Origin of the sequence: Chitinophaga sp. 22308, from assembly GCF_052045305.1 — a bacterium.
GTDB lineage: Bacteria > Bacteroidota > Bacteroidia > Chitinophagales > Chitinophagaceae > Chitinophaga > Chitinophaga varians_A.
The window spans coordinates 535,853-558,902 of record NZ_JBQEOP010000005.1 but is presented as its reverse complement, the minus strand read 5'-3'; the positions used below and the strand labels follow the sequence as shown (position 1 = coordinate 558,902).

Sequence of the window (23,050 nt, the reverse complement as noted above, 5' to 3'; positions counted from 1 at the left end):
CATGCAACTCGATATTTTAAATATAGAAGGTAAGAAAACCGGAAGATCCATCGAACTTCCTGAGGAGATCTTTGGTGTGGAACCTAACAACCACGTAATCTACCTGGCTGTTAAACAATACCTCGCCGCTCAGCGTCAGGGTACCCACAAGGTAAAAACCAGAGCTGAAGTAAAAGGTGCTTCCCGCAAACTGCACAAACAAAAAGGTACTGGTGGTGCCCGTAAAGGTAACATCCGTAACCCGCTGTATAAAGGTGGTGGTACCATCTTCGGTCCCAAACCTCATGGTTGGGGCATCAAACTGAACAGAAAAGTGAAAGATCTCGCCAAGATCTCCGCCCTGTCAGTAAAAGCTAAGGAAAACAGCATCATCATCGTTGAAGATCTGGCGCTGCAGGCTCCTAAAACCAAACAATTCGTTGGTATCTTAAAGAACCTGAACATCAATGTAGACGGTAAGAAGACTATGTTCATCACTCCGGAATACAACGATAGCGTTTATCTGTCTTTAAGAAACATCCCTACTGTAGACGGAGCAATGCTGAGCGATATCAATACCTATGATATCATGAACAGCAACTACCTCGTGTTCACAGAAAGCGCTGCAAAAATCTTCACTGAAGAGCCTGCAGAAGCATAAGGTGTTGTAAACCAATTCAATAACAAAGCTACAAAGCTCACAGCTTAAAAGCTATAAGCTATAAAGAAGATGAAACTTTCAGACGTTTTAATCAAACCGGTAGTAACCGAAAAGGTGAACAAAGCCACCGAAAAATTCAACCGCTACTACTTCATTGTTGACAAAAAAGCCAACAAACTGGAGATCAAAAAAGCAGTGGAAGAATTCTACGGTGTAACCGTACAGGATGTGAATACTGCCGTAATGCCGGGTAAAGCTAAATTCCGCTTTACTAAAGCCGGTTTCATTGCAGGTAAAAAACCGTCTTACAAAAAGGCGATCATCACCCTCGCATCTGGTGAAACTATAGATCTGTATGCTAACATGTAGTGCCGTTCCGGCCTGAACAGCCGGGATGTGGATGTATATACAGATCACGATTTATATTTATCAATAACATTTAACTTTTTAGGAAGTAATGGCACTGAAGAAGTTCAAACCAATGACGGCCGGTACCCGCTGGAAAATAGGCAACGCTTACGCTGAGCTGACTACGGATACCCCCGAAAAAAGCCTGCTCGAGCCCGCTAAAAGAAGCGGCGGTAGAAACGCTCAGGGTAGGATGTCTATGCGCTACATCGGTGGCGGTCACAAAAAAGCTTACCGTGTGGTAGACTTTAAACGTGAAAAAACCGATATCCCTGCTACTGTTAAAACTATCGAATACGATCCTAACCGTAGCGCATTCATCGCTCTGATCAGCTATGCAGACGGTGAAAAACGTTATATCATCGCTCCACAAGGCCTCCAGGTTGGCAGCACCGTTATCAGCGGTGAAAATGTTGCTCCTGAAGTAGGTAACGCCCTGCCGCTGAAAAACATGCCGCTGGGTACTGTGGTACACAATATCGAACTGCAGCCTGGTAAAGGCGGTGCTATCGCAAGAAGCGCCGGCGCCTACGCTCAGCTGTCGAACAAGGAAGAAAGATACGCTGTACTGAAAATGCCTTCCGGTGAACTGCGCAAAGTGCTGAACACCTGTATGGCAACTGTAGGTACCGTTTCCAACTCCGACCACGCCCTGCAGTCTATCGGTAAAGCAGGTGCTAACCGTTGGAGAGGTATCCGTCCCCGTAACCGTGGTGTGGCCATGAACCCTGTAGATCACCCGATGGGTGGTGGTGAAGGTAAATCTTCCGGCGGCCATCCTAGATCCAGAACAGGCAAATATGCGAAAGGTCTGAAAACCAGAAAACCGCATAAGAGCTCTGATAAACTGATCATCAGCAGGAAAAACGGTAAAAAATTATAATATTTCGGAATTCGGGTCCTGCTAACCCGGGACCCAAATTTGAAAAATCATAAATAAGAAGACATGGCTCGTTCCATAAGAAAAGGTCCTTACGTAGACCAGAAATTAGAAACTAAAGTTGAAAAAATGAACGCTGGCACCAAGCGCACAGTTATCAAAACCTGGAGCCGCCGTTCTACTATTACGCCTGATTTCGTTGGTCACACTTTCGCTGTTCACAATGGCAATAAATTCATTCCGGTTTATGTAACGGAATTTATGGTAGGCCATAAACTGGGCGAATTTGCACCTACACGTAACTTCAGAGGACACGCTAACAAGAAAATGTAAATTATAGTCTGAGGTTTGAGGTTTGAGAAGGCTCAAGCCCAATCTCAAACTCCAGACGTCAGACATTAAATAATAAAAGAAATTAATAACAATGGAAGCAGTAGCTAAGCTGAATAATAATCCCACATCTACCCGCAAAATGCGTTTGCTGGCAGACTTAATCCGTGGTCTGGATGTGGAAAAGGCTTTGAATATTTTGAAGTTCCATCCAAAGCACCCCAGCGTTCCGTTGGAAAAACTGCTGGTATCCGCTATCGCAAACTGGAAAGTGAAGAATGAAGGTGCTCGGGTAGAAGATGCCAACCTGATCGTTAAAACCATCTTCGTTGACGGTGGCCGCACCCTGAAAAGGATGCGCCCTGCTCCACAAGGTAGAGGTTACCGTATCCGCAAGAGAAGTAACCACGTTACGATTGTAGTGGATGGTAAAAATGCACAGTAAGCGTTTCATACCAAAGAGATATAAATTAAAACTATTAAACTAATAGACAAATAACCGAAACATGGGTCAGAAAACAAATCCTATTGGTAACAGGTTAGGTATCATCAGAGGATGGGACTCTAATTGGTATGGCAGCAAAAAAGATTTTGCTACCAAACTGATCGAAGATAACAAGATCAGAACTTATCTGAATGCCCGTATCAATAAAGGTGGCATCTCCAGAGTTGTGATTGAAAGAACTTTAGGTAAGTTGATCGTCACTGTGCATACTTCCAAACCAGGTATCATCATAGGTAAAGGTGGTAACGAAGTTGATCGTATCAAGGAAGAACTGAAAAAACTGACTGGTAAAGAAGACGTACAGATCAATATTCTCGAAATCCGTCGTCCTGAAATGGATGCTAACATCGTTGCCGAAACCATCGCCAAACAAATTGAAAGCCGTATCAACTACAAACGTGCTATCAAAATGGCGATCGCTACTGCACTGAGAATGGGAGCAGAAGGTATCAAAATTAAAGTAAGCGGCCGTCTGGGTGGTGCTGAAATCGCCCGTGCTGAAGAAGTGAAACAAGGTCGTGTTCCCCTGCATACTTACCGCATGGACATCGACTACGCTTCCCTGTTCGCACTGACTGTATACGGTAAAATCGGTATCAAAGTATGGATCTGTAAAGGTGAAGTACTGGGTAAACGCGATCTGAACCCGAACGTGCTGACCGGCAAAGAAGGCGATAACCGCGGTGGTGGACGTGAACACGGTGGAGAAAGAAGAGAACACGGCGAAAGAAGAGAACATCGCGGTGGTGACAGAAGAGGCGGTGAAAACCGTGGCGGTGGCCGCAGATAATCCCTGCAGGCATAGCAAACATTAACAATTACTATTAACATTAACAATACAGACGATGTTACAGCCAAAAAGAGTGAAACATAGGAAGATGCACAAAGGCCGCATCAAAGGGAACGCTAAAAGAGGCGCTACCCTCTCCTTTGGTACATTCGGTCTTAAAGCATTAGAACCTAAGTGGATCACTGACAGGCAGATCGAAGCTGCCCGTGTAGCCCTCACCAGACACATGAAACGTGAAGGTAACGTATGGATCCGCATATTCCCTGACAAACCTATCACTGCCAAACCACTGGAAGTAAGGATGGGTAAAGGTAAAGGTGCTCCAGACCATTGGGCAGCTGTAGTAAAACCTGGAAGAATTTTATTTGAAGCAGACGGCGTTCCCTTACAGGTAGCGAAAGAAGCGATGGAACTCGCAGCACAGAAACTGCCCATCAAAGTAAAATTTGTAACCAGCCGCGACTACGTTGCTTAATTACTTATCAATCACTAATATATCCCGTTTGCCGCTCACGCTGTAAACGGACCAAATAAAATACAAATGGCAAAAGAAAAGCTGGATCTGAACGGCCTGAGCATTCAGGATCTCCAGGAGAAAATCTCTGCTGAAGAGCTGCGCCTGAAGAAAATGAAATTCGGTCATGCAATTACGCCCATCGAAAATCCCATGAGCATCCGCTCTGTGAGACGCGATATCGCTCGTATGCAAACCGAACTGCGCAAAAAACAACTGGGCTTCTAAGCATTCGTATAACAAAATTTACCTCCCCGGAGGATTAAATACTTTCAACAATGACGACCGAAAGACAATTAAGAAAAACCAGGATTGGTGTGGTGGCCAGCAACAAAATGGATAAAACCATTACTGTGAAGGTAGAACGTAAAGTGAAGCACCCTATCTATGGTAAATTCGTTAAAAAAACTACCAAGTTCATGGCGCACGACGATAAAAACGAGTGCAGCATCGGCGATACCGTGAAAATCGCGGAAACCCGCCCTCTGAGCAAAAACAAATGCTGGAGACTGGTAGAAATTATCGAAAAAGTAAAATAATTTATCAAGTGTTTCATGCTGCTGCCGGCTTACCCGGCTTCAGCCGCTGATTAAAAACTCATTACGATGATACAACAAGAATCAAGACTGAGTGTAGCTGACAACAGCGGTGCCAAAGAAGTACTTTGCATCCGCGTGCTGGGCAACTCCGGTCAGGACTACGCTAAAGTAGGCGATAAAATTGTGGTAACTGTAAAGGACGCGATTCCTGGCGGTGGTGCTAAAAAAGGTATGGTTACCAAAGCGGTAATCGTAAGAACCAAAAACAAATTACGCCGTAAAGACGGTTCCTATATCCGTTTCGACGACAACGCGGTTGTACTGCTGAATAACTCAGACGAACCACGCGGTACCCGTATTTTCGGTCCGGTTGCCCGTGAACTGAGAGACAAGGGATATATGAAAATTATCTCCCTCGCTCCTGAGGTATTATAAGATTTGCTAATTTATCCATTTTGATATTTTGGGTTTTATCCCCTGAAATAGCAAAATGGATAAATGTCAAAATATTTCTTATCTTTGCAGCCCGTTTGCAAAACGAGACAAAACATTAATCAAGCGAAACAATTGTTTCGCTTGGCGTTTATAAATAAATCAAAGTGATGAAAACTAGATTTAAGCCTAAATTCAACATTAAGAAGGGCGACCTGGTTGCGGTGATTGCCGGCGACGACAAGGACAGGACCAAAGCACGCAAAGTGCTGGAAGTTCACCCTGAACAAGGCCGCGTTCTTGTAGAAGGCGTTAACATTATTACCAAGCATACCAAGCCTACTGCTCAGAACACCAAAGGTGGTATCGTTAAGCAGGAAGCTCCGATTGCTATCTCCAACGTGATGCTGTGGGATGCCAAAGCAGGTAAACCTACCCGTGTGAACAGACAGCGGGAAAACGGTAAATTAATTCGTATCGCTAAAAAATCAGGGGAGGTAATTAAATAATGGCAAACTCTAAATATACTCCAAGACTGCAGAAAAAATACTTCGACGAGGTAGCTCCTGCACTGATGAAGAAATTCAACTACAAAAGTGTAATGCAGGTTCCCCGTCTGGTGAAAATTTGCCTGAACCAGGGTATCAATGGCGCCGTTGGTGATAAAAAACTGGTTGACATCGCTGTAGATGAAATGACCCGTATCTCCGGCCAGAAAGCTGTTGCCACACTGTCCAAAAAAGATATCTCAAACTTTAAACTGAGAAAAAACATGCCTATCGGCGCCCGCGTAACGCTGCGCAGCACCAACATGTTTGACTTCCTGGACCGCCTGGTTTCTGTTTCCCTGCCTCGTGTACGTGACTTCAAAGGCATCAACGAAAAAGCTTTCGACGGTCGCGGTAACTACACCATGGGTATCACCGAACAAATCATCTTCCCTGAGATCGATATCGATAAAGTAACCAAAATGTCCGGTATGGATATTACTTTCGTTACTACGGCTAAAACCAACGAAGAAGCTTATGAGCTGCTGAAAGAAATGGGTATGCCGTTCAGGAATATGAAAAAAGATAATCAGTAAATCGAAACGATAATATAATTATGGCAAAAGAATCCGTAAAAGCCAGACAAAGGAAAAGAGAAGCCATGGTAGCAAGATTCGCTGAAAAGCGCGCTGCCCTGAAAGCTGCCGGTGACTACGCTGCACTGGACCAACTTCCTAAAAACGCTTCTCCTGTTCGTCTGAAAAACAGATGCCAGCTGACCGGTCGTCCTAAAGGATACATGCGTCACTTCGGCCTCTGCAGGAACATGTTCCGCGACCTGGCTCTCGCAGGCAAAATCCCTGGCGTAACTAAAGCCAGCTGGTAAATTCAATATTTAAATAGTAAAATATTTAAATATTAACAAAGTTATTTGATTCCCATCTCTTTCGATTGGATATCGCATTGTAAACATTATTCAAACTATTTAAACAATGGTTACTGATCCAATAGCAGACTTCCTGACTAGAATCCGGAACGCGCAAATGGCCACCCACAGGATCGTGGAAATTCCGGCTTCCAAGCTGAAAAAACGCATTACAGAAATTCTGTACGATAAAGGTTATATCCTGAAGTACAAATTCGAAGAGGACAACAAACAAGGCATCATCAAAATAGCCCTGAAATACGATCCTCAAACCAAAGAACCCGCTATTAAAGAACTGCAACGCATCAGCCGTCCAGGTCTGCGTCAGTACGCTAAACCAGAAGAGTTCAAGCGTGTTAAAAACGGGCTCGGCGTGGCTATCATCTCCACTTCCAAAGGCGTAATGACCGATAAAGAAGCTAAAGCTCAGAACGTAGGCGGCGAAGTAGTTTGCTACGTTTATTAATATATTGGCTTACAGGGACTTCTGGTCCCGGTAAGCCCAAACGGTTATCTGACAATTAAGCTTTCTATACGGCGCTGAACACGGATAACTGCAGAAACAACTATCAAAAATATACTTAAACTCAAGTTATGTCACGTATAGGTAAAGCTCCTATCAAATTGGCCAGCGGTGTTACCATCACTGTTTCCCCGGCTAATGAAGTTACTGTAAAAGGTCCTAAAGGTGAACTGAAAAGATCCATCGACAGAGACCTGAAAGTAGAAGTGAAAGACGGAGTATTGACTGTAATTCGTCCTACAGATCAGATCCGCCACAAAGCACTGCACGGTCTGACCCGCGCACTCATCGCTAACATGGTGACTGGTGTTACTGAAGGATTCAAAAAACAACTCGAACTGGTTGGTGTGGGTTACAAAGCTGCTAACAACGGTCAGCTGCTGGACCTGTCTCTGGGTTACTCCCACAACATCGTGATCGAAATTCCAAAAGAATTGAAAGTGGCTACCCTGACTGAAAAAGGTCAGAACCCTAAAATTATGCTGGAAGGTTCCGATAACCAACTGCTGGGCCAGGTAGCTGCTAAAATCCGCAGCCTCCGCAAACCTGAACCATACAAAGGTAAAGGTGTTCGCTACAGCGATGAAGTGGTTCGTAAGAAAGCTGGTAAGTCAGCAGGTAAATAATTTTTAACTAGCTAATCAGCCTCCGGCTGGTTAGCTGGTTTTAACATATCCCGGCAGCATCGGGATAATAAAATAAAACTCACAATGAGCACAAAAGTTAGCAGAAGGGAAAAGATCCGCTACCGCATCCGTAAAAAGATCTCCGGTACTGCCAAAACACCAAGATTATCTGTATTTCGCAGCAACAGCGATATCTACGTACAGCTGATCGATGATACCAACGGTACTACCCTGGCATCCGCTTCTTCCCGTGATAAAGATATCAAAGCGCAATCCGGTACCAAATCCGAGAAATCCAGACTGGTAGGTATGGCCCTGGCTCAGAAAGCCACCGCTTTAGGCCTCACTACCTGCGTTTTCGACAGAAGTGGGTACTTATACCATGGCCGCATTAAAAGTGTAGCTGACGGAGCAAGAGAAGGTGGTCTCCAGTTCTAATGCTGGGTCCTAATTTTATCATTCTGAACAAGTAATTCTTATAAAATAAAATGGCAAAGAATTCATTCAATAAAGTAAAGGCCGGTGATCTGGAGCTGAAAGAAAAAGTAGTGGCGATCAACCGTGTTACCAAAACCACCAAAGGCGGTCGTACTTTCAGTTTCTCCGCACTGGTAGTAGTAGGTAATGAAAACGGCGTGGTAGGTCATGGCCTTGGTAAAGCTAAAGAAGTACAGCAGGCTATCACCAAAGGTATCGATGATGCTAAAAAGAACCTGATCAAGGTTCCGGTTATGCACGGTACTATTCCTCACGACCAGTTCGCGAAAGAAGGTGCTGCCAAAGTATTGATCAAACCGGCTGCTCACGGTACCGGTGTGATCGCGGGTGGTTCTATGCGTGCAGTACTGGAAAGCGCAGGCGTTACAGACGTACTGGCTAAATCCCTGGGTTCTGCCAACCCGCACAACGTGGTGAAAGCTACTTTCAAAGCACTGGGCCTGTTACGTGAACCAATCAGCGTAGCAAGAACCAGAACTGTTTCCCTGAAGAAGGTTTTCAACGGTTAATTCCCTTCCGGGGCGATCATCCGGTGTAAACATATATCTCCGGGATATATTGATACTCATTATTAACAATTAAATTACTCCGCCTTCAGCGGATAGGGATTTATGGCAAAGATTAAGATCACTCAAGTGAAAAGTGGTATTGACCGTCCTGAAAGGCAGAAACTGACCTTGAAGGCACTGGGCCTGACTAAAATGAACGCTACTGTTGAAGTAGAAGCTACTCCTCAGGTGCTGGGAATGGTCCGTAAAGTTGATCACCTGGTAAAAGTAGAGACAGTTAACGCTTAATTAATTAAGTAACACTGCTGTGGGATTGTCTGCTGATAATCTTACTTTTACATTTGTAACTTTACAAAGTCATACTTTTTACAATTACATGCGAGCGGTTAATTTCCGCGTAAGTAAAAACAATTAAATTATGAATCTGCATTCATTAAAGCCTGCTAAAGGCGCCGTACATAAAGAAAAACGTCTCGGACGTGGTGAGGCTTCCGGTAAAGGTGGTACTTCTACAAAAGGTAACAAAGGTATCCAGCAACGCGCCGGTTACGCCAGCAAAAGAGGCTTTGAAGGTGGCCAGATGCCAATCCAGCGCCGTATGCCTAAACGTGGTTTCAAAAACAATAACCGCGAGGAATACACCATCTTCAACCTGGGTCAGATTGACCACTTAGTTGAAAAATATGGCCTGCAGGAATTCAACCTCGAAAACCTGTATATGAACGGCCTGGTGAACCGGACAGCTAAAGTTAAAATCCTGGCTAACGGTGAACTGAAATCCAAGGTGACTGTTAAAGTAAACGCTATCAGCGAAAAAGCTAAACAGGCCATCGAATCAACAGGTGGATCAGTAGAACTGGTATAAGACTTTACGACTGAGGAGACGCCTACGGAGTAGTGCGTCTTTTCATATTTAATAGCGCTATTAAACCTTTATCTTCCTGTGAAGAAATTTATCGAAACGATTAAGAATATCTGGAGTATCGAGGACCTGCGTAATCGCATCTTAACTACCCTGCTCCTGGTCCTCATTTACCGTGTTGGATCGTATATAGCCTTGCCCGGTATTGATGCAAACGCGCTCAGCAACTTTGAAAAAAATTCTAACCAGGGCATTCTGGGACTGGTAAACATGTTTGCCGGCGGATCGTTTTCAAGGGCCTCTATTTTTGCGTTGGGTATCATGCCCTACATCTCCGCTTCCATTGCTATTCAGTTGCTGACCATAGCAGTACCTTATTTCCAGAAACTGCAGAAGGAAGGTGAAAGCGGCCGCAAGAAAATCAACCAGTATACCCGCATCCTTACTGTGGTGGTAACCGGATTCCAGGCAAGTGCTTACGTAGCTTATCTCCGTAATCAGTCAGGTGGCGCTATTATTCCAGAATACGGAACCTTCTTTTTCTGGCTCTCTACCACTATCGTCCTCACTGCAGGTACCCTGTTCGTGATGTGGCTCGGTGAAAAGATCACAGATAAAGGTATTGGTAACGGTACTTCCATTATCATCATGATGGGCATCCTCGCCCGCCTCCCACAAGCCCTGATCGGGGAATTCTCCTCTAAAGTGGCCGGCTCCGGCGGTCCGATCCTCTTCCTGATCGAAATCGCGGTGTTTATCATGATCACCGTGGGCCTTATCCTGCTCGTTCAGGGTACCCGGAAAATTCCCGTTAACTACGCAAAACGTATTGTGGGCAACAAACAATACGGCGGAGTTCGCCAGTTCATTCCCCTCAAAGTGAATGCAGCTGGTGTAATGCCGATCATCTTTGCCCAAGCTATTATGTTCATCCCGGCTACGGCCATCGGTTTCGCTACCAGCTCTGAAAGCGCTTCCGGTTTCGTTCGTATCTTCAGTGACCACACTAATGGCTGGTACAACCTGATCTACGCTGTTCTCGTGATTGTATTTACTTATTTCTATACTGCGCTGATTTTCAACCCCACTCAGATGGCGGATGAAATGAAACGCAACAATGGCTTCGTTCCTGGTGTTAAACCCGGTAAAGCGACTGCCGACTATATCGGTGCTGTAATGGACCGCATTACCCTCCCGGGAGCATTTTTCCTGGCACTTGTGGGTATCATGCCTGGTCTGGCAGCTGCCTTCAAGATCAACAGCAACTTCGCCACCTTCTTCGGTGGTACGTCCCTCCTGATCATGGTTGGGGTTATCCTGGATACGCTGCAACAGATCGAAAGCCAGCTCCTGATGCGCCACTACGATGGCCTCATGAGCACAGGCCGCATCAAGGGCAGAACTGCCCCGGCTAATGCTTAAATGATTGATCGCCCGGTGCTCCGGCGCCGGATGCGACAAACGCAATAAAATAGCCACAAGAGCTTTCACGCTTTGGTGGCTATTATATTTTGTTAAGGCCGTCAACCGCCCCGTTAAAAGGGCCGTCCGGCCAAAAGTTTACGAAAGATGATTCACTATAAGACGAAGGAAGAAATAGAGCTGATCCGTAAAAGTGCCCTCCTCCTCAGCGCTGCCCTGGCTGAAGTGGCGAAAGCCCTCAAACCAGGTATGACCACGCTCGATGTAGACGCGGTGGCAGATAAATTTATCGTGGAAAACGGAGCCGTGCCTTCGTTTAAAAACTATAAAGGTTTCCCCAACGCCTGCTGTATTTCCGTGAACGAGGCAGTGGTACATGGTATTCCCAATAAACACGTGCTGAAAGACGGAGATATCCTCACAGTGGACGTAGGCGTGTATATGAACGGTTTCCATGCTGACAGTGCCTATACTTTCGCTATTGGCAATGTGCCCGAGAATGTGCGCCGCCTTATGGCCGCCACGAAAGCTTCTCTCTATAAAGGCATCGAAAAGGCGGTTGTCGGCAACCGTATCGGGGATATCTCCTACGCTATTCAGGAATATACCGAAAAAGAACGCGGTTACGGCGTGGTAAGGGAACTGGTAGGGCATGGCCTTGGCCGTCACCTCCATGAAGACCCGCAGGTGCCTAACTACGGCAAACGTGGCAGCGGCCCGGTGATAAAGGAAGGCCTGGTCATCGCCATTGAACCGATGATCAACCTCCGTACTAAGGACGTGGAATACCTGGAAGACGGCTGGACCGTGGTTACCCGCGACAGAAGCCCGTCGGTCCACTTCGAACATACCGTGGCGGTAGGAAAAGGCAAGCCGGATATCCTGTCTTCCTTTACGGAAATCGAAAAAGCGGAAAAAAACAACCCGGAACTGAACACAAATTACTAAAATCTGTTAGTGTATTTGATTCATAGTGAAGGGGTTTTAAATAGCGATAGACAGGCATTAATGACCGGACCGGCAATATTAATAATAATTAAGGGAAATTTTTCTATTTCAAAAGATAAATGCTATCTTTGCAGTCCTAAAAATTTTTATGGCAAAACAGGCACTCATTAAACAGGATGGAATTATATTAGAAGCCTTGTCAAACGCTATGTTCCGTGTAAAACTGGAAAATGGGCACGAGATCCTGGCCACCATTTCTGGAAAAATGAGAATGCACTACATACGCATTCTGCCAGGAGATAAGGTGGGAGTGGAGATGAGCCCATACGATTTGTCAAGGGGCCGTATAATTTTCAGATACAAATAGGCGGGACCCGGATTCGTGCATTAAGGCAGATAAATTAACAAATAATATAACCTTTTATAAAATAATTATCATGAAGGTAAGAGCTGCAATCAAAAAAAGAAGTGCGGATTGTAAAATAGTTCGTAGGAAAGGTGTTCTGTTGGTGATCAACAAAAAGAACCCTCGTTTCAAACAACGTCAGGGATAATCTGTTCCCCACGGAATTTGATTTTTTAATCAGAATCATAAAATCTAAAATATAAATATGGCACGTATAGCCGGTATAGATCTTCCTAAAAATAAAAGAGGAGAAATTGGCCTCACCTATATTTTTGGTATAGGCCGTTCTACCGCCCAATATATCCTGAACAAGGCGGAAATTGATGTAAACAAGAAAGTGAAGGATTGGAATGACGATGAACAAGCTGCCATCCGTAACATTATCAACGGCGAGTTTAAGGTAGAGGGTCAACTGCGTTCTGAAGTACAAATGAATATCAAGCGTCTGCTGGATATCGCTTGCTACCGTGGTCTGCGTCACAGGAAAGGCTTACCGGTAAGAGGTCAGCGTACACGTACCAACAGCCGTACCCGCAAAGGTAAACGTAAGACAGTGGCTGGTAAGAAAAAAGCAACTAAGAAATAATAAATAATCCCAGGTTGGAATCCCAAATTCCCAAACGAGGGGTTTGGTTTCGATGTCAACAGGATCGGAAGATTTGGGATCTGGAATTTCATATTTGGAATTTAAATCATTATGGCAAAAGCAAATAATACAAAAACTGCTGCTAGTAAAAAAAGGGTAGTAAAAGTAGACAACTACGGAGACGTACACATCTCCGCCAGCTTCAATAACATCATTGTGAGCATCACCAACAAACACGGTCAGGTTATCTCCTGGTCTTCTGCTGGTAAAATGGGCTTCAGAGGTTCTAAAAAGAACACTCCGTATGCCGCTCAGCTGGCTGCACAGGATGCTGCTAAAGTTGCTATGGACGCCGGTCTGAAAAGAGCAGATGTATTTGTAAAAGGCCCAGGAGCAGGTCGTGAAAGCGCTATCCGTGCTATCGCTAACTCCGGTATCGAAGTGAGCATGATTAAAGACGTTACGCCTTTACCGCACAACGGTTGCCGTCCTCCCAAGAAAAGAAGAGTATAGTCAGCTATCATAACAGATTCCAGATACCGGACTTCCAAAGAAGTTGGGTATCTGGACTTTGTAATTTATATTTATAATTGGGTGTATGATCAGGTTTTCAGATTTTTTGAAGAGCATACATCATTAACTAAAAAATCTAACTTATATTTAAATCATGGCAAGGTATACAGGCCCAAAGACCAAAATTTCCAGAATTTTTGGCGAACCGATCTTAGGTAACGGTAAATATTTAGGTAAAAACAGTAACCCTCCGGGTCAGCACGGTGCTAACCGCAAACGTAAACAACTGGGCGAATACGCACTGCAGCTGAGAGAAAAACAGAAAGCCAAATACACTTATGGCCTGCTGGAAAAACAATTCCGCAACCTGTTCGACGAAGCTACCCGCAGAAAAGGCGTTGCCGGTGAAGTATTGATCAAATTGCTGGAAGCACGTCTGGACAACACCGTATTCCGTCTGGGTATCGCTCCTTCCCGCCCTGCTGCCCGTCAGCTGGTATCCCACAAACACATTACCGTTAACGGTATCGTGGTAAACACACCTTCTTTCCAACTGAAACCAGGTGACGTTATCAGCCTGAAAAACAAAACTGCCAACAATACCGCCCTCACCAGCGTTATCCGTGGTAAAAATCCTAAATTCAGCTGGCTGGATTGGAATGAAAAAGAAATGAAAGGCGTATTCATTGCTTATCCTGAGAGAGAGAGCGTTCCTGAAAACATCAAGGAACAACTGATTGTAGAATTGTACTCTAAGTAATAAATATTAGTCCATGGCTATTGCCATGGACTAACTTCATATTTAAACTAATAAATCTATCATATCAATGGCAATTTTAAATTTCCAGAAACCTGATAAGATCGTATTGCAGAAGTCTACCGACTTTGAAGCTCAATTCGAATTCCGTCCATTAGAACCAGGTTATGCTGTGACTATCGGTAATGCGTTGCGTCGCGTACTGTTGTCTTCTTTGGAGGGCTATGCCATTGTGGGTATTAAAATTGAAGGCGCCGATCACGAATTCGCTACACTCAGAGGTGTAACCGAAGACGTTACAGAGATCATCCTGAACCTGAAACAGGTTCGTTTCAAGAAGATCGCTGAAAACGACGTAACGAACGAAAAGATCACCCTGTCCATCAAAGGCAAAACAGAATTCCGTGCTGACATGATCGAAAAAGCCACCAGCGCTTTCCAGATCATGAACCCGGAACTGCTGATCTGCACCCTGGACCCTTCTGCCAAACTGGACATCGAACTGACCATCGGCAAAGGCCGCGGTTACGTGCCAGCAGAGGAAAATAAACCCAAAGATGCAGTATTCGGCTACATCGCTATTGACTCTATCTTTACGCCTATCAAAAACGTAAAGTACAGCATAGAAAATACCCGTGTGGAACAAAAAACCGACTATGAGAAACTCATCATGGAGGTTGTCACTGACGGTACCATCCACCCGGAAGAAGCAGTAAAACAAGCTTCCCGCATCCTCATCCAGCACCTGATGATCATCACCGATGAAAACATCAGCTTTGATACCAAAGACGCTGAAAAAGAAGATGTAGTGGATGAACAAACACTGCAACTGCGCAAGATCCTGAAAACACCACTGGAAGACCTCGATCTGAGCGTGCGTGCATTCAACTGTCTGAAAGCGGCGAAAATCAACTCCCTGAGCGAACTGGTACAATACGAACAGGAAGAACTGATGAAGTTCAGAAACTTCGGCCAGAAATCCCTCAGCGAAATCGAACAAGTGCTCGGCGAAAGAGGCCTGCACTTCGGTATGGACCTGTCCAAACTGAAACTCGAAGAAGAATAGTCAAACAATACTGATGCCTTGCAGATGACTTCATCCGGCAAGGCATCTTCTTTTTTTAATACAGTACCTTACAATTCCTGACACGGTGTAAGGGGTAAAACAACAAATGTCATGCGTCACGGAGTTAAATTAAACAAATTAAGCAGAACTGCTGCCCACCGCAAAAGCCTGATGTCTAACCTGGCTTGCGAACTGATCAGCCACAAACGTATCACCACTACCCTCGCAAAAGCGAAAGCACTGCGTGTTTACGTTGAACCGTTGCTCACAAGAGGCAAAAACGATACTACCCACAACCGTAGAATCGTGTTCAGCTACCTGCAGGACAAAGAAGCGATCAAAGAACTGTTCGGTGCGATCAGTGAAAAAATTGCTACCCGTCCTGGTGGTTACACCCGTATCATTAAGCTGGGTAAACGTCATGGGGATAACGCAGAAGTTGCCCTGATCGAGCTGGTTGATTTCAACGAAATCTACGGTGCTCCGACAGAAAAAGCTGCTGCCAAGAAAACCCGTCGTGCCGGTGGTGCCAAAAAGAAAGCTGACGCTGCTGCTCCTGCTGCAGAAAAAGCTGCTGATGCCACTGAAGAGAAAACAGCTGAGTAATCGTACTTTACGATACACAAAAGGACAAAGCCCCGCTTTGTCCTTTTTTTATGTCTAAATAAATATATTTATTTTGTAATATTATAGTGATTTCCCTCCGGGGAATAACCAACACCTAATCATTGCCTATGAAATACCTGCTTTGCGGGAGCTGCTCGCATGCTAATCCCCTGAAATCCGAATACCTTACTTTCTGCGACCAATGTGGCAAAAAACTGCCCGATACTTTCGCTGACTGGCGAAAAATCCATCCTATGGGCTCTTTCGCGGAATATCAACAAACAGTGGGCATCTCCATAAAAGAAAAAAAGCCCAACCGCACCTCCTCCTGGTTCAAAAGACAATTGCAACCAGCCAATAAAGGCAAGGTCATTGTGTTCTTTTCCCTGGTATTTGTGCTGCTGGCCACTGCAGGTACACTGTTTGGCAAAAGGGCGGTATTCACGCTGTTGTATGCTAAAGTGCCTAAATCCTATCTCTATTCCAGCTGGCAAACGGCTACCATCGGCCGGCAGGCACTAGAAATCAGCACGCCGGTAAAGTTATGGATACACGACCAGCCACTGCCACCAGAGATCGCCCAGGTGACGGAATATGCCAAAAGCTACCGGAATGAGGATGGCGGCGGCATCCGTATTACTGTGAATATGTACAGCTACTTCGGAAACGTGGCCAATACGCTCGAAAATGCCAAAGAAGACAGCCGCCAGGCCATGGCACAGGACGATCTATCTGATATACACGCCAAATCCATCCCGGTGCTGGTTTCCGGTATACAAGGCCAGCTGGAGGAAGGAAATTACCTGTATAAAGGTGGTATCCGCCTGGCATTCCAGAACCTGGTGGTCGTAAAAGGGGCCAACCGCTGGGAGATACAAATCCATTACCGGGATGACGACCCCATCGGTCCACAAGTGGCCCAGCGCGTGCTGAAGTCAGTAAAAATTAAATAACAGGGCAGAAAGCAAAAAAAATCTGTAATTAAACCTTGCATTTCATAACTTTGCACGGTTTTTTATCCGAACCTTCAGGGCGTACTAACCCTTGAAGGTTTTTTTTAAAATATAAAACAAGAACAGATACCAGAAATGCCTCAGACAAGAACCATCCAGCCTGCCATACTGTTGCTCGACGACGGTACGGTTTTTCAGGGAAAAGCTTTTGGGAAAATTGGCACTGCCGCCGGTGAATTAGCTTTCAATACCGGTATGACGGGTTATCAGGAAGTGTTTACTGACCCTTCTTACAAAGGACAGGTACTTATCATGAACAACTGCTATATCGGCAACTACGGCACCCGCAAGGATGACGTGGAAAGCGGCAGCGTGAAGATAAGTGGTCTGATTGCGAAGAACATCGCGTATAACTATTCCAGGAAGATGGCTGATGAATCGCTGGAGAAGTTCCTGACCGATAATAACCTGGTAGCCATCTATGATGTAGATACCCGCGCGCTGGTTTCCCATATCCGCAGCAAAGGCGCTATGAACTGCATCATCTCCTCCGAAATCCTGGACGTGGAGCAGCTGAAAGCCCAGCTGGCGCAGGTCCCTTCCATGGAAGGACTGGCCCTCTGCCAGGAGGTGACTACCGCAGAGCCTTACTACGTAGGAGATCCGGAAGCAGAAATCCGTATTGCGGTAATGGATAACGGCGTAAAGAGAAATATGCTGAAATGCCTGTCCGACAAGGGCGCGTACCTGAAAGTATTCCCGACAGACACCAAATTTGAGGTGTGTGAGGAATTCAAGCCGCATGCTTATTTCATCTCTAACGGCCCCGGTGATCCGGCCCCGCTAAAGTATGCCGTGGAAACAGTAAAACAGATCCTGGCTGCTGAAAGACCGATGTTCGGCATCTGTCTCGGCCACCAGCTGCTGGCACTGGCCAATGGCATCCCGACTTACAAAATGCACCATGGCCACCGCGGCCTGAACCACCCGGTTAAAAACCTGAAAACCGGCCTGTGTGAAATTACTACCCAGAACCACGGTTTTGCAGTGGATGCTGCAGCTATAGCCGCCAGCGAACAGGTGGAAGTAACGCACGTCAACCTGAACGATAATACTGTAGAAGGTATCCGTATCAAGAACAAACCGGCTTTCTCTGTACAATACCACCCGGAAAGCACCCCTGGCCCGTTCGACTCCCGCTATCTGTTCGATGATTTCTTCGAAATGATCAAAGCAAACAAAAAATAAGAAACAGGTTTAACAAGACTGGAATATAATGGAGACGGTCCCGAGGAATCGGGACCGTTGCATTTTAAAATTCCACGTTATGAAAACAAACGAAAATACTATGCAACTAGGCATTAGCTTTTCCGCCGTTTTATTACATAACAATATTATAAAAAAAAGGTGTGTAATGTTAAACCAGTGAGGTGAAAATTTTAGCAAACCAGATTAAAATGGAGATTTTCGGCAGTTTCGGCCTGAAAACCGGTATATAAGGACAAAAAAATACGGCTCTGTGATCAGAGCCGTTTGCCTTTATAAATTCCACGTTATGAAAAACTGATACAAAAATACGATATTTTGCTAAAACGTTTTAGTAAGCTTTATACTTTTTACAGATTACTGATAATTCTCTTCCTGTAAAGTGATCCAAAGTTCGCTCCAAAAAAACGTTTGTTGAAATTCTCCAGGTTAAATTTTTCTTAAACAAGTTTAGATTTTGCAATCTATCGTATATGTAAATATTTTTATTTGTGTTTATTTTTTAGCTTTTTGTTGTTTCTGTATCAAATATACAAAAGAAAACATTAAAAAACCAAGAGGTGAATGTTAAAAAATGATGAATTTGGCTCATTTTTAATATATATAATTTAATGTAATATATTTCGAGCTCATCATTTTCTATTTTACGTCCTGGTTTTTTTGAAAGAATTATTTGTCCGTACGGCCGGGATATACTTCCAGCGCTTTTTCCAGACAAACTATTGCATGACGAATGTCGTCACGGTTCAGCACATAGGCTAACCGAACTTCCTGTTTGCCCAGGCCGGGAGTAGCATAAAAACCGGTCGCCGGAGACATCATCACCGTTTGTTTTTCGTATTCAAAAGACTCCAGCATCCACTGGCAGAACTTATCGGAATCATCAATCGGCAGCCGCGCCATAGCATAGAACGCACCACCCGGATTAGGACAGAAAACGCCCGGGATCTTGTTCAGGCCTTCTACCAGCACATCACGGCGGCTCTGGTATTCTGCTTTGATGCCGTCAAAATAATCCAGCGGAAGGTCTACGGCGGCTTCACCTGCGATCTGCGCAAAGGAGGGAGGGCTCAGCCGGGCTTGTGCAAACTTCATAGTTGCATCCAGCACAGACTGGTTTTTGGTCACAAAAGCACCGATACGGCCGCCACAGGCACTGTAACGCTTGGAGATAGTGTCCATCAGGACCACATTATCGTCCATGCCTTCCAGGTTCATGGCAGAGAAGTGGGTGCCGGCGTAGCAGAACTCACGGTAAGCCTCATCAGAGAAAAGGAACAGGTTGTGCTTCAGGCACAGCTGTTTCAACACTTCCATTTCTTCCTTGCTGTACAGGTAGCCGGTAGGATTGTTCGGGTTACAGATCAGGATAGCTTTGGTACGCGGTGTAATGGCTGCTTCAAATGCTTCCATGGCAGGCAGTGCAAAGCCGGTCTCGATATTTGCAGTAATCGTCTTGATTTTTACTTCTGCTTCTACGGCAAAACCATTATAGTTGGCGTAGAAAGGCTCCGGTACAATCACTTCGTCACCCGGATCGAGGCAGGCCATAAAGGCAAAAACGATTGCCTCAGAACCACCGGTGGTCACAATGATCTGGTTGTGGTTCAAGGAAACATCAAACCGGCCGTAGTACTCCACCAGTTTGCGGCGGTAGCTTTCGTTGCCCGCGCTGTGGCTGTATTCCAGGACTTTGAATTCAGAATGACGCACCGCGTCGAGCACCGGTTTAGGTGTCTCGATATCAGGCTGTCCGATGTTCAGGTGATATACCTTCACACCTCTTTTCTTGGCTGCTTCGGCGAAGGGAACAAGTTTTCTGATGGGAGAAGGAGGCATCAGCACACCTCTCTGGCTAATGGTAGGCATAAAATTGTTTTGATCTTTTGCCCTGCAAAGATAGGGGTTAGGCAGGGCAACAAAAAAACCTTACAGCGCGCTGCTGTAAGGTTTTTTAAATATTTTTTGAAACCTAAAACTAGTTGTTGGCCACTGTACCGGTCAGGTGCAGTTCTTTGTCCTGGTCCACACCTTTGAACTTCACCCAGATGGTTTTGTTCTGCTGGCCTAAACCGTTGGCGCTATAGTTAGCAGTGACCTTGCCTTTTTTACCAGGCAGGATCGGCTCCTGTGTCCATTTCGGTGTAGTACAGCCGCAGCTGGCACGTGCAGCTTCAATCAGAATTGGTTCTTTTGAAATGTTGGTGAATTCAAAATCAACAGTTACTGGTTTGTTCAGTGCTGTTTTACCGAAATCAACCGTTTCTTTAACAAATTTTACTTTCGTGTCTGCCGCATTCGGCTGAGACTGTGCCCACAAAGCTGTAGTAATCAACAAGCTGGCGAATAGGGACAAGATGAATTTTTTCATTTTCATATGATGGTTTTAGCGCGACTGGTTAAAAAATATAAATTTCTTTTCGACCAAGGACAAATTTACGGCCAAAAAGTAATTGTTACCTTGTAATTTATTAAAATCTTATTAAAAAAAATCAGATTATTTTAAATGCATCTCAGCCACTGATTTTTCAACTGTATAATTAACCTTACTTTTGTACTTTAACCAAGAGGCATGATAGAAAATAAAGCACTATCTATGAATATAGAAAGCCGGTTGTCATTCGAAGAATTCCGTAAGGAGGTATTAAATGACTACAGGTTGGCCTGCGAAAGCAGGGAAGTGAGTCTGCTGGCCCGCAGGGAAGTTCTCACGGGCAAGGCTAAGTTTGGCATCTTTGGAGATGGTAAAGAGGTGGCACAGGTAGCGATGTCAAAATATTTCAAGCCTGGCGACTTCCGCTCCGGTTATTATCGCGACCAGACTGTGGCATTTGCTACTGGTATCGCTACCCCCGAACAATTTTTCTCGCAGCTATACGCTGATCCCGATCAGCAACACGAACCATTCTCCGGTGGTCGCCAGATGAACTCGCATTTTGCGACACCGAATCTCGGCAACGACGGTAACTGGCTCAACCTGATGGAGATGAAAAACTCCGCAGCGGACATGGCGCCCACGGCAGGACAGATGCCACGCGCCCTGGGACTGGCCTATGCCTCCAAAATGTTCCGTGAAGCGGAATCGCTCCACGATCTCAAACATCTTTCCGATAACGGTAACGAAATCTGTTTCGCTACTATCGGTGACGCCTCTACGTCAGAAGGACATTTCTGGGAAACCATGAATGCCGCGGGCGTATTGCAGGTGCCACTGGCGGTTTTCGTATGGGACGATGGCTACGGCATTTCCGTGCCCCGCAAATACCAGACTACCAAAAACTCTATCAGCGTTGCGCTGGAAGGTTTCCGCAAAGCGGACGGCACCAACGGCTTTGACATCTATAACGTGAAGGGATGGGACTACGCCGGTATGTGCGAAGTATTTGAAGCGGCTATCCGCAAAATACGGGAAACACATATCCCTGCGTTATTCCACGTGGAAGAAATCACCCAGCCACAGGGCCACTCCACCAGCGGTTCACACGAACGCTACAAGAGCAAGGAACGCCTGTCATGGGAAAAAGAATTCGACTGTAACCTCAAAATGAGGTCCTGGATACTGGAAAACGCCTTGTGTGATGAGGAGACACTGGTGCAGATAGAAGCAAACGCCAAAACCACTGCACAGGACGCACGCAAGGCTGCATGGGAAAAATATATTACGCCCATTAAACAGGAAGTACAGCGTTTTGTTTCACTGGCTACACCTCTCACCGCAGTAGCCGGCGTCAATGCTGAACTGGTGGCGCAGCAGATACGTGAGCTGCAGGCCAACCGCGAGCCACAGCGCAGGGACATCCTGAAAGCCGCTGTCACCATTCTGATAAGGCACCGGCAACTGAAAACCGATCCTGCAGTACAGGCTTTACAGCAGTACTATGATCAGTACCTTCAGGGAGAAAAAGAGAACTACAATTCCTACCTCCACGCTACCGGCGCCAACTCCGTACATGCGATACCGGTAGTACCGGCAGAATATAACGATGACGCCACTACGCTTAACGGTTATGAGGTGCTGAACAAATATTTTGATCAGCTCATCACCAACAACCCGAAGGTGTTTGCTTTCGGAGAAGATGTCGGCAAGATCGGCGACGTAAACCAGGCCTTTGCAGGACTGCAACAGAAGCATGGCCCGGTGCGTATAACGGATACGGGTATACGTGAATTAACGATCATGGGCCAGGGTATCGGTATGGCGCTGCGCGGCCTGCGTCCTATTGCGGAAATCCAGTACCTGGATTACCTGCTGTATGGCCTGCAACCACTGAGCGATGACGTGGCTTCCCTGCAATACCGTACCAAGGGCGCACAACACTGTCCGATTATCGTGCGTACCCGAGGCCATCGCCTGGAAGGCATCTGGCACAGCGGTTCCCCGATGGGCATGATCATCCACTCACTCAGAGGCATGAACATATGCGTGCCGCGTAATATGGTGCAGGCAGCCGGTATGTACAATACGCTGCTGCAGGCCAATGAGCCGGCGCTGGTGATTGAATCACTGAATGGCTACCGCCTGAAAGAGAAGTTGCCGTCCAATCTCGAAACATTCACTGTGCCGATGGGCGTGCCGGAAGTGCTGAAAGAAGGTTCCGATGTAACACTGGTGACTTATGGCTCCATGACCCGCATTGTGGAAGAAGCAATAGGGACGCTGGAAGAACTCGGCGTTTCCTGCGAATTGATAGATGTACAAACATTGCTGCCTTTTGATATTCATCACAGCATTGTGCAGTCACTGAAGAAAACCAACCGTATCGCCTTCATCGATGAAGACGTACCGGGAGGCGGCACTGCCTATATGTTCCAGCAGGTGATGGAACAGCAGGGCGGCTACCGCTGGCTGGATGTGGCCCCGCGCACACTGACAGCGCAGGCGCATCGCCCGGCCTATGGCTCTGATGGCGATTATTTCTCCAAGCCCAACACAGAAGACGTGGTGAAAATGGTGATGGAGATGATGGAAGAATAACAAACAGACTTGCTCATAATAGGCGAAGCCACCGTACATGCATCCAATCTGCATATGCGGTGGCTTCTGAGTTTAATGTAGTC

Annotated in this window: 33 protein-coding genes; 31 read left to right on the top strand and 2 right to left on the bottom strand. The window is 45.8% G+C overall.

What is annotated here, in order from left to right; translation table 11 throughout:
* The first annotated feature begins 1 nt into the window (after position 1).
* The 30 genes from rplD to carA all read left to right on the top strand — a co-directional run bounded on the left by rplD (position 2) and on the right by carA (position 17,974).
* The gene (gene rplD, locus ACTJJS_RS22595) at positions 2 to 640 is read left to right on the top strand and encodes a 50S ribosomal protein L4 (protein ID WP_168871748.1); all 639 of its coding nucleotides are present in this window, start codon (positions 2 to 4) and stop codon (positions 638 to 640) included.
* A 69-nt stretch (positions 641 to 709) separates the two neighbouring features.
* The gene (rplW, locus tag ACTJJS_RS22590) at positions 710 to 1,009 is read left to right on the top strand and encodes a 50S ribosomal protein L23 (RefSeq protein ID WP_168871749.1); all 300 of its coding nucleotides are present in this window, start codon (positions 710 to 712) and stop codon (positions 1,007 to 1,009) included.
* Between the two features lie 88 nt (positions 1,010 to 1,097).
* Positions 1,098 to 1,931, top strand: a complete 834-nt coding sequence (gene rplB / locus ACTJJS_RS22585) for a 50S ribosomal protein L2 (RefSeq protein WP_168871750.1) — start codon at positions 1,098 to 1,100, stop codon at positions 1,929 to 1,931.
* Between the two features lie 63 nt (positions 1,932 to 1,994).
* Positions 1,995 to 2,261 carry a 30S ribosomal protein S19 gene (gene rpsS, locus ACTJJS_RS22580; RefSeq protein WP_078666978.1) on the top strand — a complete coding sequence of 89 codons (267 nt, stop codon included), beginning with the start codon at positions 1,995 to 1,997 and terminating at the stop codon, positions 2,259 to 2,261.
* Between the two features lie 91 nt (positions 2,262 to 2,352).
* Positions 2,353 to 2,703 (top strand): 50S ribosomal protein L22, encoded by a 351-nt coding sequence (gene rplV, locus ACTJJS_RS22575; protein ID WP_078666979.1) that lies wholly within the window; start codon positions 2,353 to 2,355, stop codon positions 2,701 to 2,703.
* 61 nt (positions 2,704 to 2,764) lie between these two features.
* Positions 2,765 to 3,553 (top strand): 30S ribosomal protein S3, encoded by a 789-nt coding sequence (gene rpsC / locus ACTJJS_RS22570; RefSeq protein ID WP_168871751.1) that lies wholly within the window; start codon positions 2,765 to 2,767, stop codon positions 3,551 to 3,553.
* Positions 3,554 to 3,608: 55 nt separating this feature from the next.
* On the top strand, positions 3,609 to 4,028 hold the full coding sequence (gene rplP, locus ACTJJS_RS22565; RefSeq protein WP_078666981.1) for a 50S ribosomal protein L16: 420 nt from the start codon (positions 3,609 to 3,611) through the stop codon (positions 4,026 to 4,028).
* A 66-nt stretch (positions 4,029 to 4,094) separates the two neighbouring features.
* Entirely contained in the window at positions 4,095 to 4,295 is a 201-nt protein-coding gene (gene rpmC, locus ACTJJS_RS22560) for a 50S ribosomal protein L29 (RefSeq protein WP_078666982.1), read from the top strand.
* A gap of 50 nt (positions 4,296 to 4,345) precedes the next feature.
* Entirely contained in the window at positions 4,346 to 4,606 is a 261-nt protein-coding gene (gene rpsQ / locus ACTJJS_RS22555) for a 30S ribosomal protein S17 (protein ID WP_078666983.1), read from the top strand.
* Positions 4,607 to 4,672: 66 nt separating this feature from the next.
* Positions 4,673 to 5,041, top strand: coding sequence for a 50S ribosomal protein L14 (gene rplN / locus ACTJJS_RS22550; protein ID WP_078666984.1), 369 nt, complete (start codon positions 4,673 to 4,675; stop codon positions 5,039 to 5,041).
* A gap of 167 nt (positions 5,042 to 5,208) precedes the next feature.
* Positions 5,209 to 5,547 carry a 50S ribosomal protein L24 gene (gene rplX, locus ACTJJS_RS22545; protein WP_078666985.1) on the top strand — a complete coding sequence of 113 codons (339 nt, stop codon included), beginning with the start codon at positions 5,209 to 5,211 and terminating at the stop codon, positions 5,545 to 5,547.
* The gene (rplE, locus tag ACTJJS_RS22540) at positions 5,547 to 6,122 is read left to right on the top strand and encodes a 50S ribosomal protein L5 (protein ID WP_168871752.1); all 576 of its coding nucleotides are present in this window, start codon (positions 5,547 to 5,549) and stop codon (positions 6,120 to 6,122) included. Before rplX ends, rplE begins: the two co-directional genes overlap by 1 nt.
* Before the next feature lie 20 nt (positions 6,123 to 6,142).
* Entirely contained in the window at positions 6,143 to 6,412 is a 270-nt protein-coding gene (gene rpsN, locus ACTJJS_RS22535) for a 30S ribosomal protein S14 (RefSeq protein WP_168806964.1), read from the top strand.
* A 106-nt stretch (positions 6,413 to 6,518) separates the two neighbouring features.
* Entirely contained in the window at positions 6,519 to 6,917 is a 399-nt protein-coding gene (rpsH, locus tag ACTJJS_RS22530) for a 30S ribosomal protein S8 (RefSeq protein ID WP_168871753.1), read from the top strand.
* Positions 6,918 to 7,045: 128 nt separating this feature from the next.
* Positions 7,046 to 7,600 carry a 50S ribosomal protein L6 gene (gene rplF, locus ACTJJS_RS22525; RefSeq protein ID WP_168871754.1) on the top strand — a complete coding sequence of 185 codons (555 nt, stop codon included), beginning with the start codon at positions 7,046 to 7,048 and terminating at the stop codon, positions 7,598 to 7,600.
* Between the two features lie 84 nt (positions 7,601 to 7,684).
* Positions 7,685 to 8,038: a 50S ribosomal protein L18 gene (gene rplR, locus ACTJJS_RS22520; protein WP_168871755.1), complete on the top strand. Its 354-nt coding sequence runs from the start codon at positions 7,685 to 7,687 to the stop codon at positions 8,036 to 8,038.
* Positions 8,039 to 8,088: 50 nt separating this feature from the next.
* Positions 8,089 to 8,607 (top strand): 30S ribosomal protein S5, encoded by a 519-nt coding sequence (gene rpsE, locus ACTJJS_RS22515; RefSeq protein WP_168871756.1) that lies wholly within the window; start codon positions 8,089 to 8,091, stop codon positions 8,605 to 8,607.
* Between the two features lie 102 nt (positions 8,608 to 8,709).
* Complete coding sequence (rpmD, locus tag ACTJJS_RS22510) at positions 8,710 to 8,895, top strand: 50S ribosomal protein L30 (protein ID WP_078666992.1); 186 nt, start codon at positions 8,710 to 8,712, stop codon at positions 8,893 to 8,895.
* Between the two features lie 130 nt (positions 8,896 to 9,025).
* The gene (gene rplO, locus ACTJJS_RS22505) at positions 9,026 to 9,472 is read left to right on the top strand and encodes a 50S ribosomal protein L15 (protein ID WP_078666993.1); all 447 of its coding nucleotides are present in this window, start codon (positions 9,026 to 9,028) and stop codon (positions 9,470 to 9,472) included.
* A gap of 78 nt (positions 9,473 to 9,550) precedes the next feature.
* Positions 9,551 to 10,891, top strand: coding sequence for a preprotein translocase subunit SecY (gene secY, locus ACTJJS_RS22500; protein ID WP_168871757.1), 1,341 nt, complete (start codon positions 9,551 to 9,553; stop codon positions 10,889 to 10,891).
* Between the two features lie 147 nt (positions 10,892 to 11,038).
* Positions 11,039 to 11,839 carry a type I methionyl aminopeptidase gene (gene map / locus ACTJJS_RS22495; RefSeq protein WP_440665319.1) on the top strand — a complete coding sequence of 267 codons (801 nt, stop codon included), beginning with the start codon at positions 11,039 to 11,041 and terminating at the stop codon, positions 11,837 to 11,839.
* A gap of 148 nt (positions 11,840 to 11,987) precedes the next feature.
* Positions 11,988 to 12,206, top strand: a complete 219-nt coding sequence (infA, locus tag ACTJJS_RS22490) for a translation initiation factor IF-1 (protein WP_012789309.1) — start codon at positions 11,988 to 11,990, stop codon at positions 12,204 to 12,206.
* 70 nt (positions 12,207 to 12,276) lie between these two features.
* Positions 12,277 to 12,393: a 50S ribosomal protein L36 gene (gene rpmJ, locus ACTJJS_RS22485; protein WP_073083232.1), complete on the top strand. Its 117-nt coding sequence runs from the start codon at positions 12,277 to 12,279 to the stop codon at positions 12,391 to 12,393.
* 57 nt (positions 12,394 to 12,450) lie between these two features.
* Positions 12,451 to 12,831: a 30S ribosomal protein S13 gene (rpsM, locus tag ACTJJS_RS22480; RefSeq protein ID WP_073083235.1), complete on the top strand. Its 381-nt coding sequence runs from the start codon at positions 12,451 to 12,453 to the stop codon at positions 12,829 to 12,831.
* Positions 12,832 to 12,942: 111 nt separating this feature from the next.
* Positions 12,943 to 13,344: a 30S ribosomal protein S11 gene (gene rpsK / locus ACTJJS_RS22475; RefSeq protein WP_078666997.1), complete on the top strand. Its 402-nt coding sequence runs from the start codon at positions 12,943 to 12,945 to the stop codon at positions 13,342 to 13,344.
* A 154-nt stretch (positions 13,345 to 13,498) separates the two neighbouring features.
* Entirely contained in the window at positions 13,499 to 14,104 is a 606-nt protein-coding gene (gene rpsD, locus ACTJJS_RS22470; RefSeq protein WP_078666998.1) for a 30S ribosomal protein S4, read from the top strand.
* Between the two features lie 67 nt (positions 14,105 to 14,171).
* Positions 14,172 to 15,167, top strand: coding sequence for a DNA-directed RNA polymerase subunit alpha (locus ACTJJS_RS22465; protein ID WP_168871759.1), 996 nt, complete (start codon positions 14,172 to 14,174; stop codon positions 15,165 to 15,167).
* A gap of 111 nt (positions 15,168 to 15,278) precedes the next feature.
* Complete coding sequence (gene rplQ / locus ACTJJS_RS22460) at positions 15,279 to 15,773, top strand: 50S ribosomal protein L17 (RefSeq protein WP_168871760.1); 495 nt, start codon at positions 15,279 to 15,281, stop codon at positions 15,771 to 15,773.
* Between the two features lie 128 nt (positions 15,774 to 15,901).
* Positions 15,902 to 16,726 (top strand): hypothetical protein, encoded by an 825-nt coding sequence (locus ACTJJS_RS22455; RefSeq protein WP_440665318.1) that lies wholly within the window; start codon positions 15,902 to 15,904, stop codon positions 16,724 to 16,726.
* Between the two features lie 135 nt (positions 16,727 to 16,861).
* Complete coding sequence (gene carA / locus ACTJJS_RS22450; protein ID WP_440665317.1) at positions 16,862 to 17,974, top strand: glutamine-hydrolyzing carbamoyl-phosphate synthase small subunit; 1,113 nt, start codon at positions 16,862 to 16,864, stop codon at positions 17,972 to 17,974.
* Positions 17,975 to 18,661: 687 nt separating this feature from the next.
* On the opposite strand, the gene ACTJJS_RS22445 is transcribed toward carA, so the two are convergent.
* Complete coding sequence (locus ACTJJS_RS22445) at positions 18,662 to 19,861, bottom strand: pyridoxal phosphate-dependent aminotransferase (RefSeq protein ID WP_440665316.1); 1,200 nt, start codon at positions 19,859 to 19,861, stop codon at positions 18,662 to 18,664.
* A gap of 109 nt (positions 19,862 to 19,970) precedes the next feature.
* A complete protein-coding gene (locus ACTJJS_RS22440; protein ID WP_168871764.1) occupies positions 19,971 to 20,363 on the bottom strand; it encodes a DUF1573 domain-containing protein in 393 nt (130 codons plus the stop codon).
* A gap of 225 nt (positions 20,364 to 20,588) precedes the next feature.
* Between ACTJJS_RS22440 and ACTJJS_RS22435 the strand changes: the two genes are divergently transcribed.
* The gene (locus ACTJJS_RS22435) at positions 20,589 to 22,967 is read left to right on the top strand and encodes an alpha-ketoacid dehydrogenase subunit alpha/beta (RefSeq protein WP_247654957.1); all 2,379 of its coding nucleotides are present in this window, start codon (positions 20,589 to 20,591) and stop codon (positions 22,965 to 22,967) included.
* Positions 22,968 to 23,050: the final 83 nt, after the last annotated feature.

Coding starts and splice junctions, on each gene's coding strand:
- rplD (WP_168871748.1), top strand. CDS start 2: ATGCAACTCGATATTTTAAATATAGAAGGTAAGAAAACCGGAAGATCC.
- rplW (WP_168871749.1), top strand. CDS start 710: ATGAAACTTTCAGACGTTTTAATCAAACCGGTAGTAACCGAAAAGGTG.
- rplB (WP_168871750.1), top strand. CDS start 1,098: ATGGCACTGAAGAAGTTCAAACCAATGACGGCCGGTACCCGCTGGAAA.
- rpsS (WP_078666978.1), top strand. CDS start 1,995: ATGGCTCGTTCCATAAGAAAAGGTCCTTACGTAGACCAGAAATTAGAA.
- rplV (WP_078666979.1), top strand. CDS start 2,353: ATGGAAGCAGTAGCTAAGCTGAATAATAATCCCACATCTACCCGCAAA.
- rpsC (WP_168871751.1), top strand. CDS start 2,765: ATGGGTCAGAAAACAAATCCTATTGGTAACAGGTTAGGTATCATCAGA.
- rplP (WP_078666981.1), top strand. CDS start 3,609: ATGTTACAGCCAAAAAGAGTGAAACATAGGAAGATGCACAAAGGCCGC.
- rpmC (WP_078666982.1), top strand. CDS start 4,095: ATGGCAAAAGAAAAGCTGGATCTGAACGGCCTGAGCATTCAGGATCTC.
- rpsQ (WP_078666983.1), top strand. CDS start 4,346: ATGACGACCGAAAGACAATTAAGAAAAACCAGGATTGGTGTGGTGGCC.
- rplN (WP_078666984.1), top strand. CDS start 4,673: ATGATACAACAAGAATCAAGACTGAGTGTAGCTGACAACAGCGGTGCC.
- rplX (WP_078666985.1), top strand. CDS start 5,209: ATGAAAACTAGATTTAAGCCTAAATTCAACATTAAGAAGGGCGACCTG.
- rplE (WP_168871752.1), top strand. CDS start 5,547: ATGGCAAACTCTAAATATACTCCAAGACTGCAGAAAAAATACTTCGAC.
- rpsN (WP_168806964.1), top strand. CDS start 6,143: ATGGCAAAAGAATCCGTAAAAGCCAGACAAAGGAAAAGAGAAGCCATG.
- rpsH (WP_168871753.1), top strand. CDS start 6,519: ATGGTTACTGATCCAATAGCAGACTTCCTGACTAGAATCCGGAACGCG.
- rplF (WP_168871754.1), top strand. CDS start 7,046: ATGTCACGTATAGGTAAAGCTCCTATCAAATTGGCCAGCGGTGTTACC.
- rplR (WP_168871755.1), top strand. CDS start 7,685: ATGAGCACAAAAGTTAGCAGAAGGGAAAAGATCCGCTACCGCATCCGT.
- rpsE (WP_168871756.1), top strand. CDS start 8,089: ATGGCAAAGAATTCATTCAATAAAGTAAAGGCCGGTGATCTGGAGCTG.
- rpmD (WP_078666992.1), top strand. CDS start 8,710: ATGGCAAAGATTAAGATCACTCAAGTGAAAAGTGGTATTGACCGTCCT.
- rplO (WP_078666993.1), top strand. CDS start 9,026: ATGAATCTGCATTCATTAAAGCCTGCTAAAGGCGCCGTACATAAAGAA.
- map (WP_440665319.1), top strand. CDS start 11,039: ATGATTCACTATAAGACGAAGGAAGAAATAGAGCTGATCCGTAAAAGT.
- infA (WP_012789309.1), top strand. CDS start 11,988: ATGGCAAAACAGGCACTCATTAAACAGGATGGAATTATATTAGAAGCC.
- rpmJ (WP_073083232.1), top strand. CDS start 12,277: ATGAAGGTAAGAGCTGCAATCAAAAAAAGAAGTGCGGATTGTAAAATA.
- rpsM (WP_073083235.1), top strand. CDS start 12,451: ATGGCACGTATAGCCGGTATAGATCTTCCTAAAAATAAAAGAGGAGAA.
- rpsK (WP_078666997.1), top strand. CDS start 12,943: ATGGCAAAAGCAAATAATACAAAAACTGCTGCTAGTAAAAAAAGGGTA.
- rpsD (WP_078666998.1), top strand. CDS start 13,499: ATGGCAAGGTATACAGGCCCAAAGACCAAAATTTCCAGAATTTTTGGC.
- ACTJJS_RS22465 (WP_168871759.1), top strand. CDS start 14,172: ATGGCAATTTTAAATTTCCAGAAACCTGATAAGATCGTATTGCAGAAG.
- rplQ (WP_168871760.1), top strand. CDS start 15,279: ATGCGTCACGGAGTTAAATTAAACAAATTAAGCAGAACTGCTGCCCAC.
- ACTJJS_RS22455 (WP_440665318.1), top strand. CDS start 15,902: ATGAAATACCTGCTTTGCGGGAGCTGCTCGCATGCTAATCCCCTGAAA.
- carA (WP_440665317.1), top strand. CDS start 16,862: ATGCCTCAGACAAGAACCATCCAGCCTGCCATACTGTTGCTCGACGAC.
- ACTJJS_RS22445 (WP_440665316.1), bottom strand. CDS start 19,861: ATGCCTACCATTAGCCAGAGAGGTGTGCTGATGCCTCCTTCTCCCATC.
- ACTJJS_RS22440 (WP_168871764.1), bottom strand. CDS start 20,363: ATGAAAAAATTCATCTTGTCCCTATTCGCCAGCTTGTTGATTACTACA.
- ACTJJS_RS22435 (WP_247654957.1), top strand. CDS start 20,589: ATGAATATAGAAAGCCGGTTGTCATTCGAAGAATTCCGTAAGGAGGTA.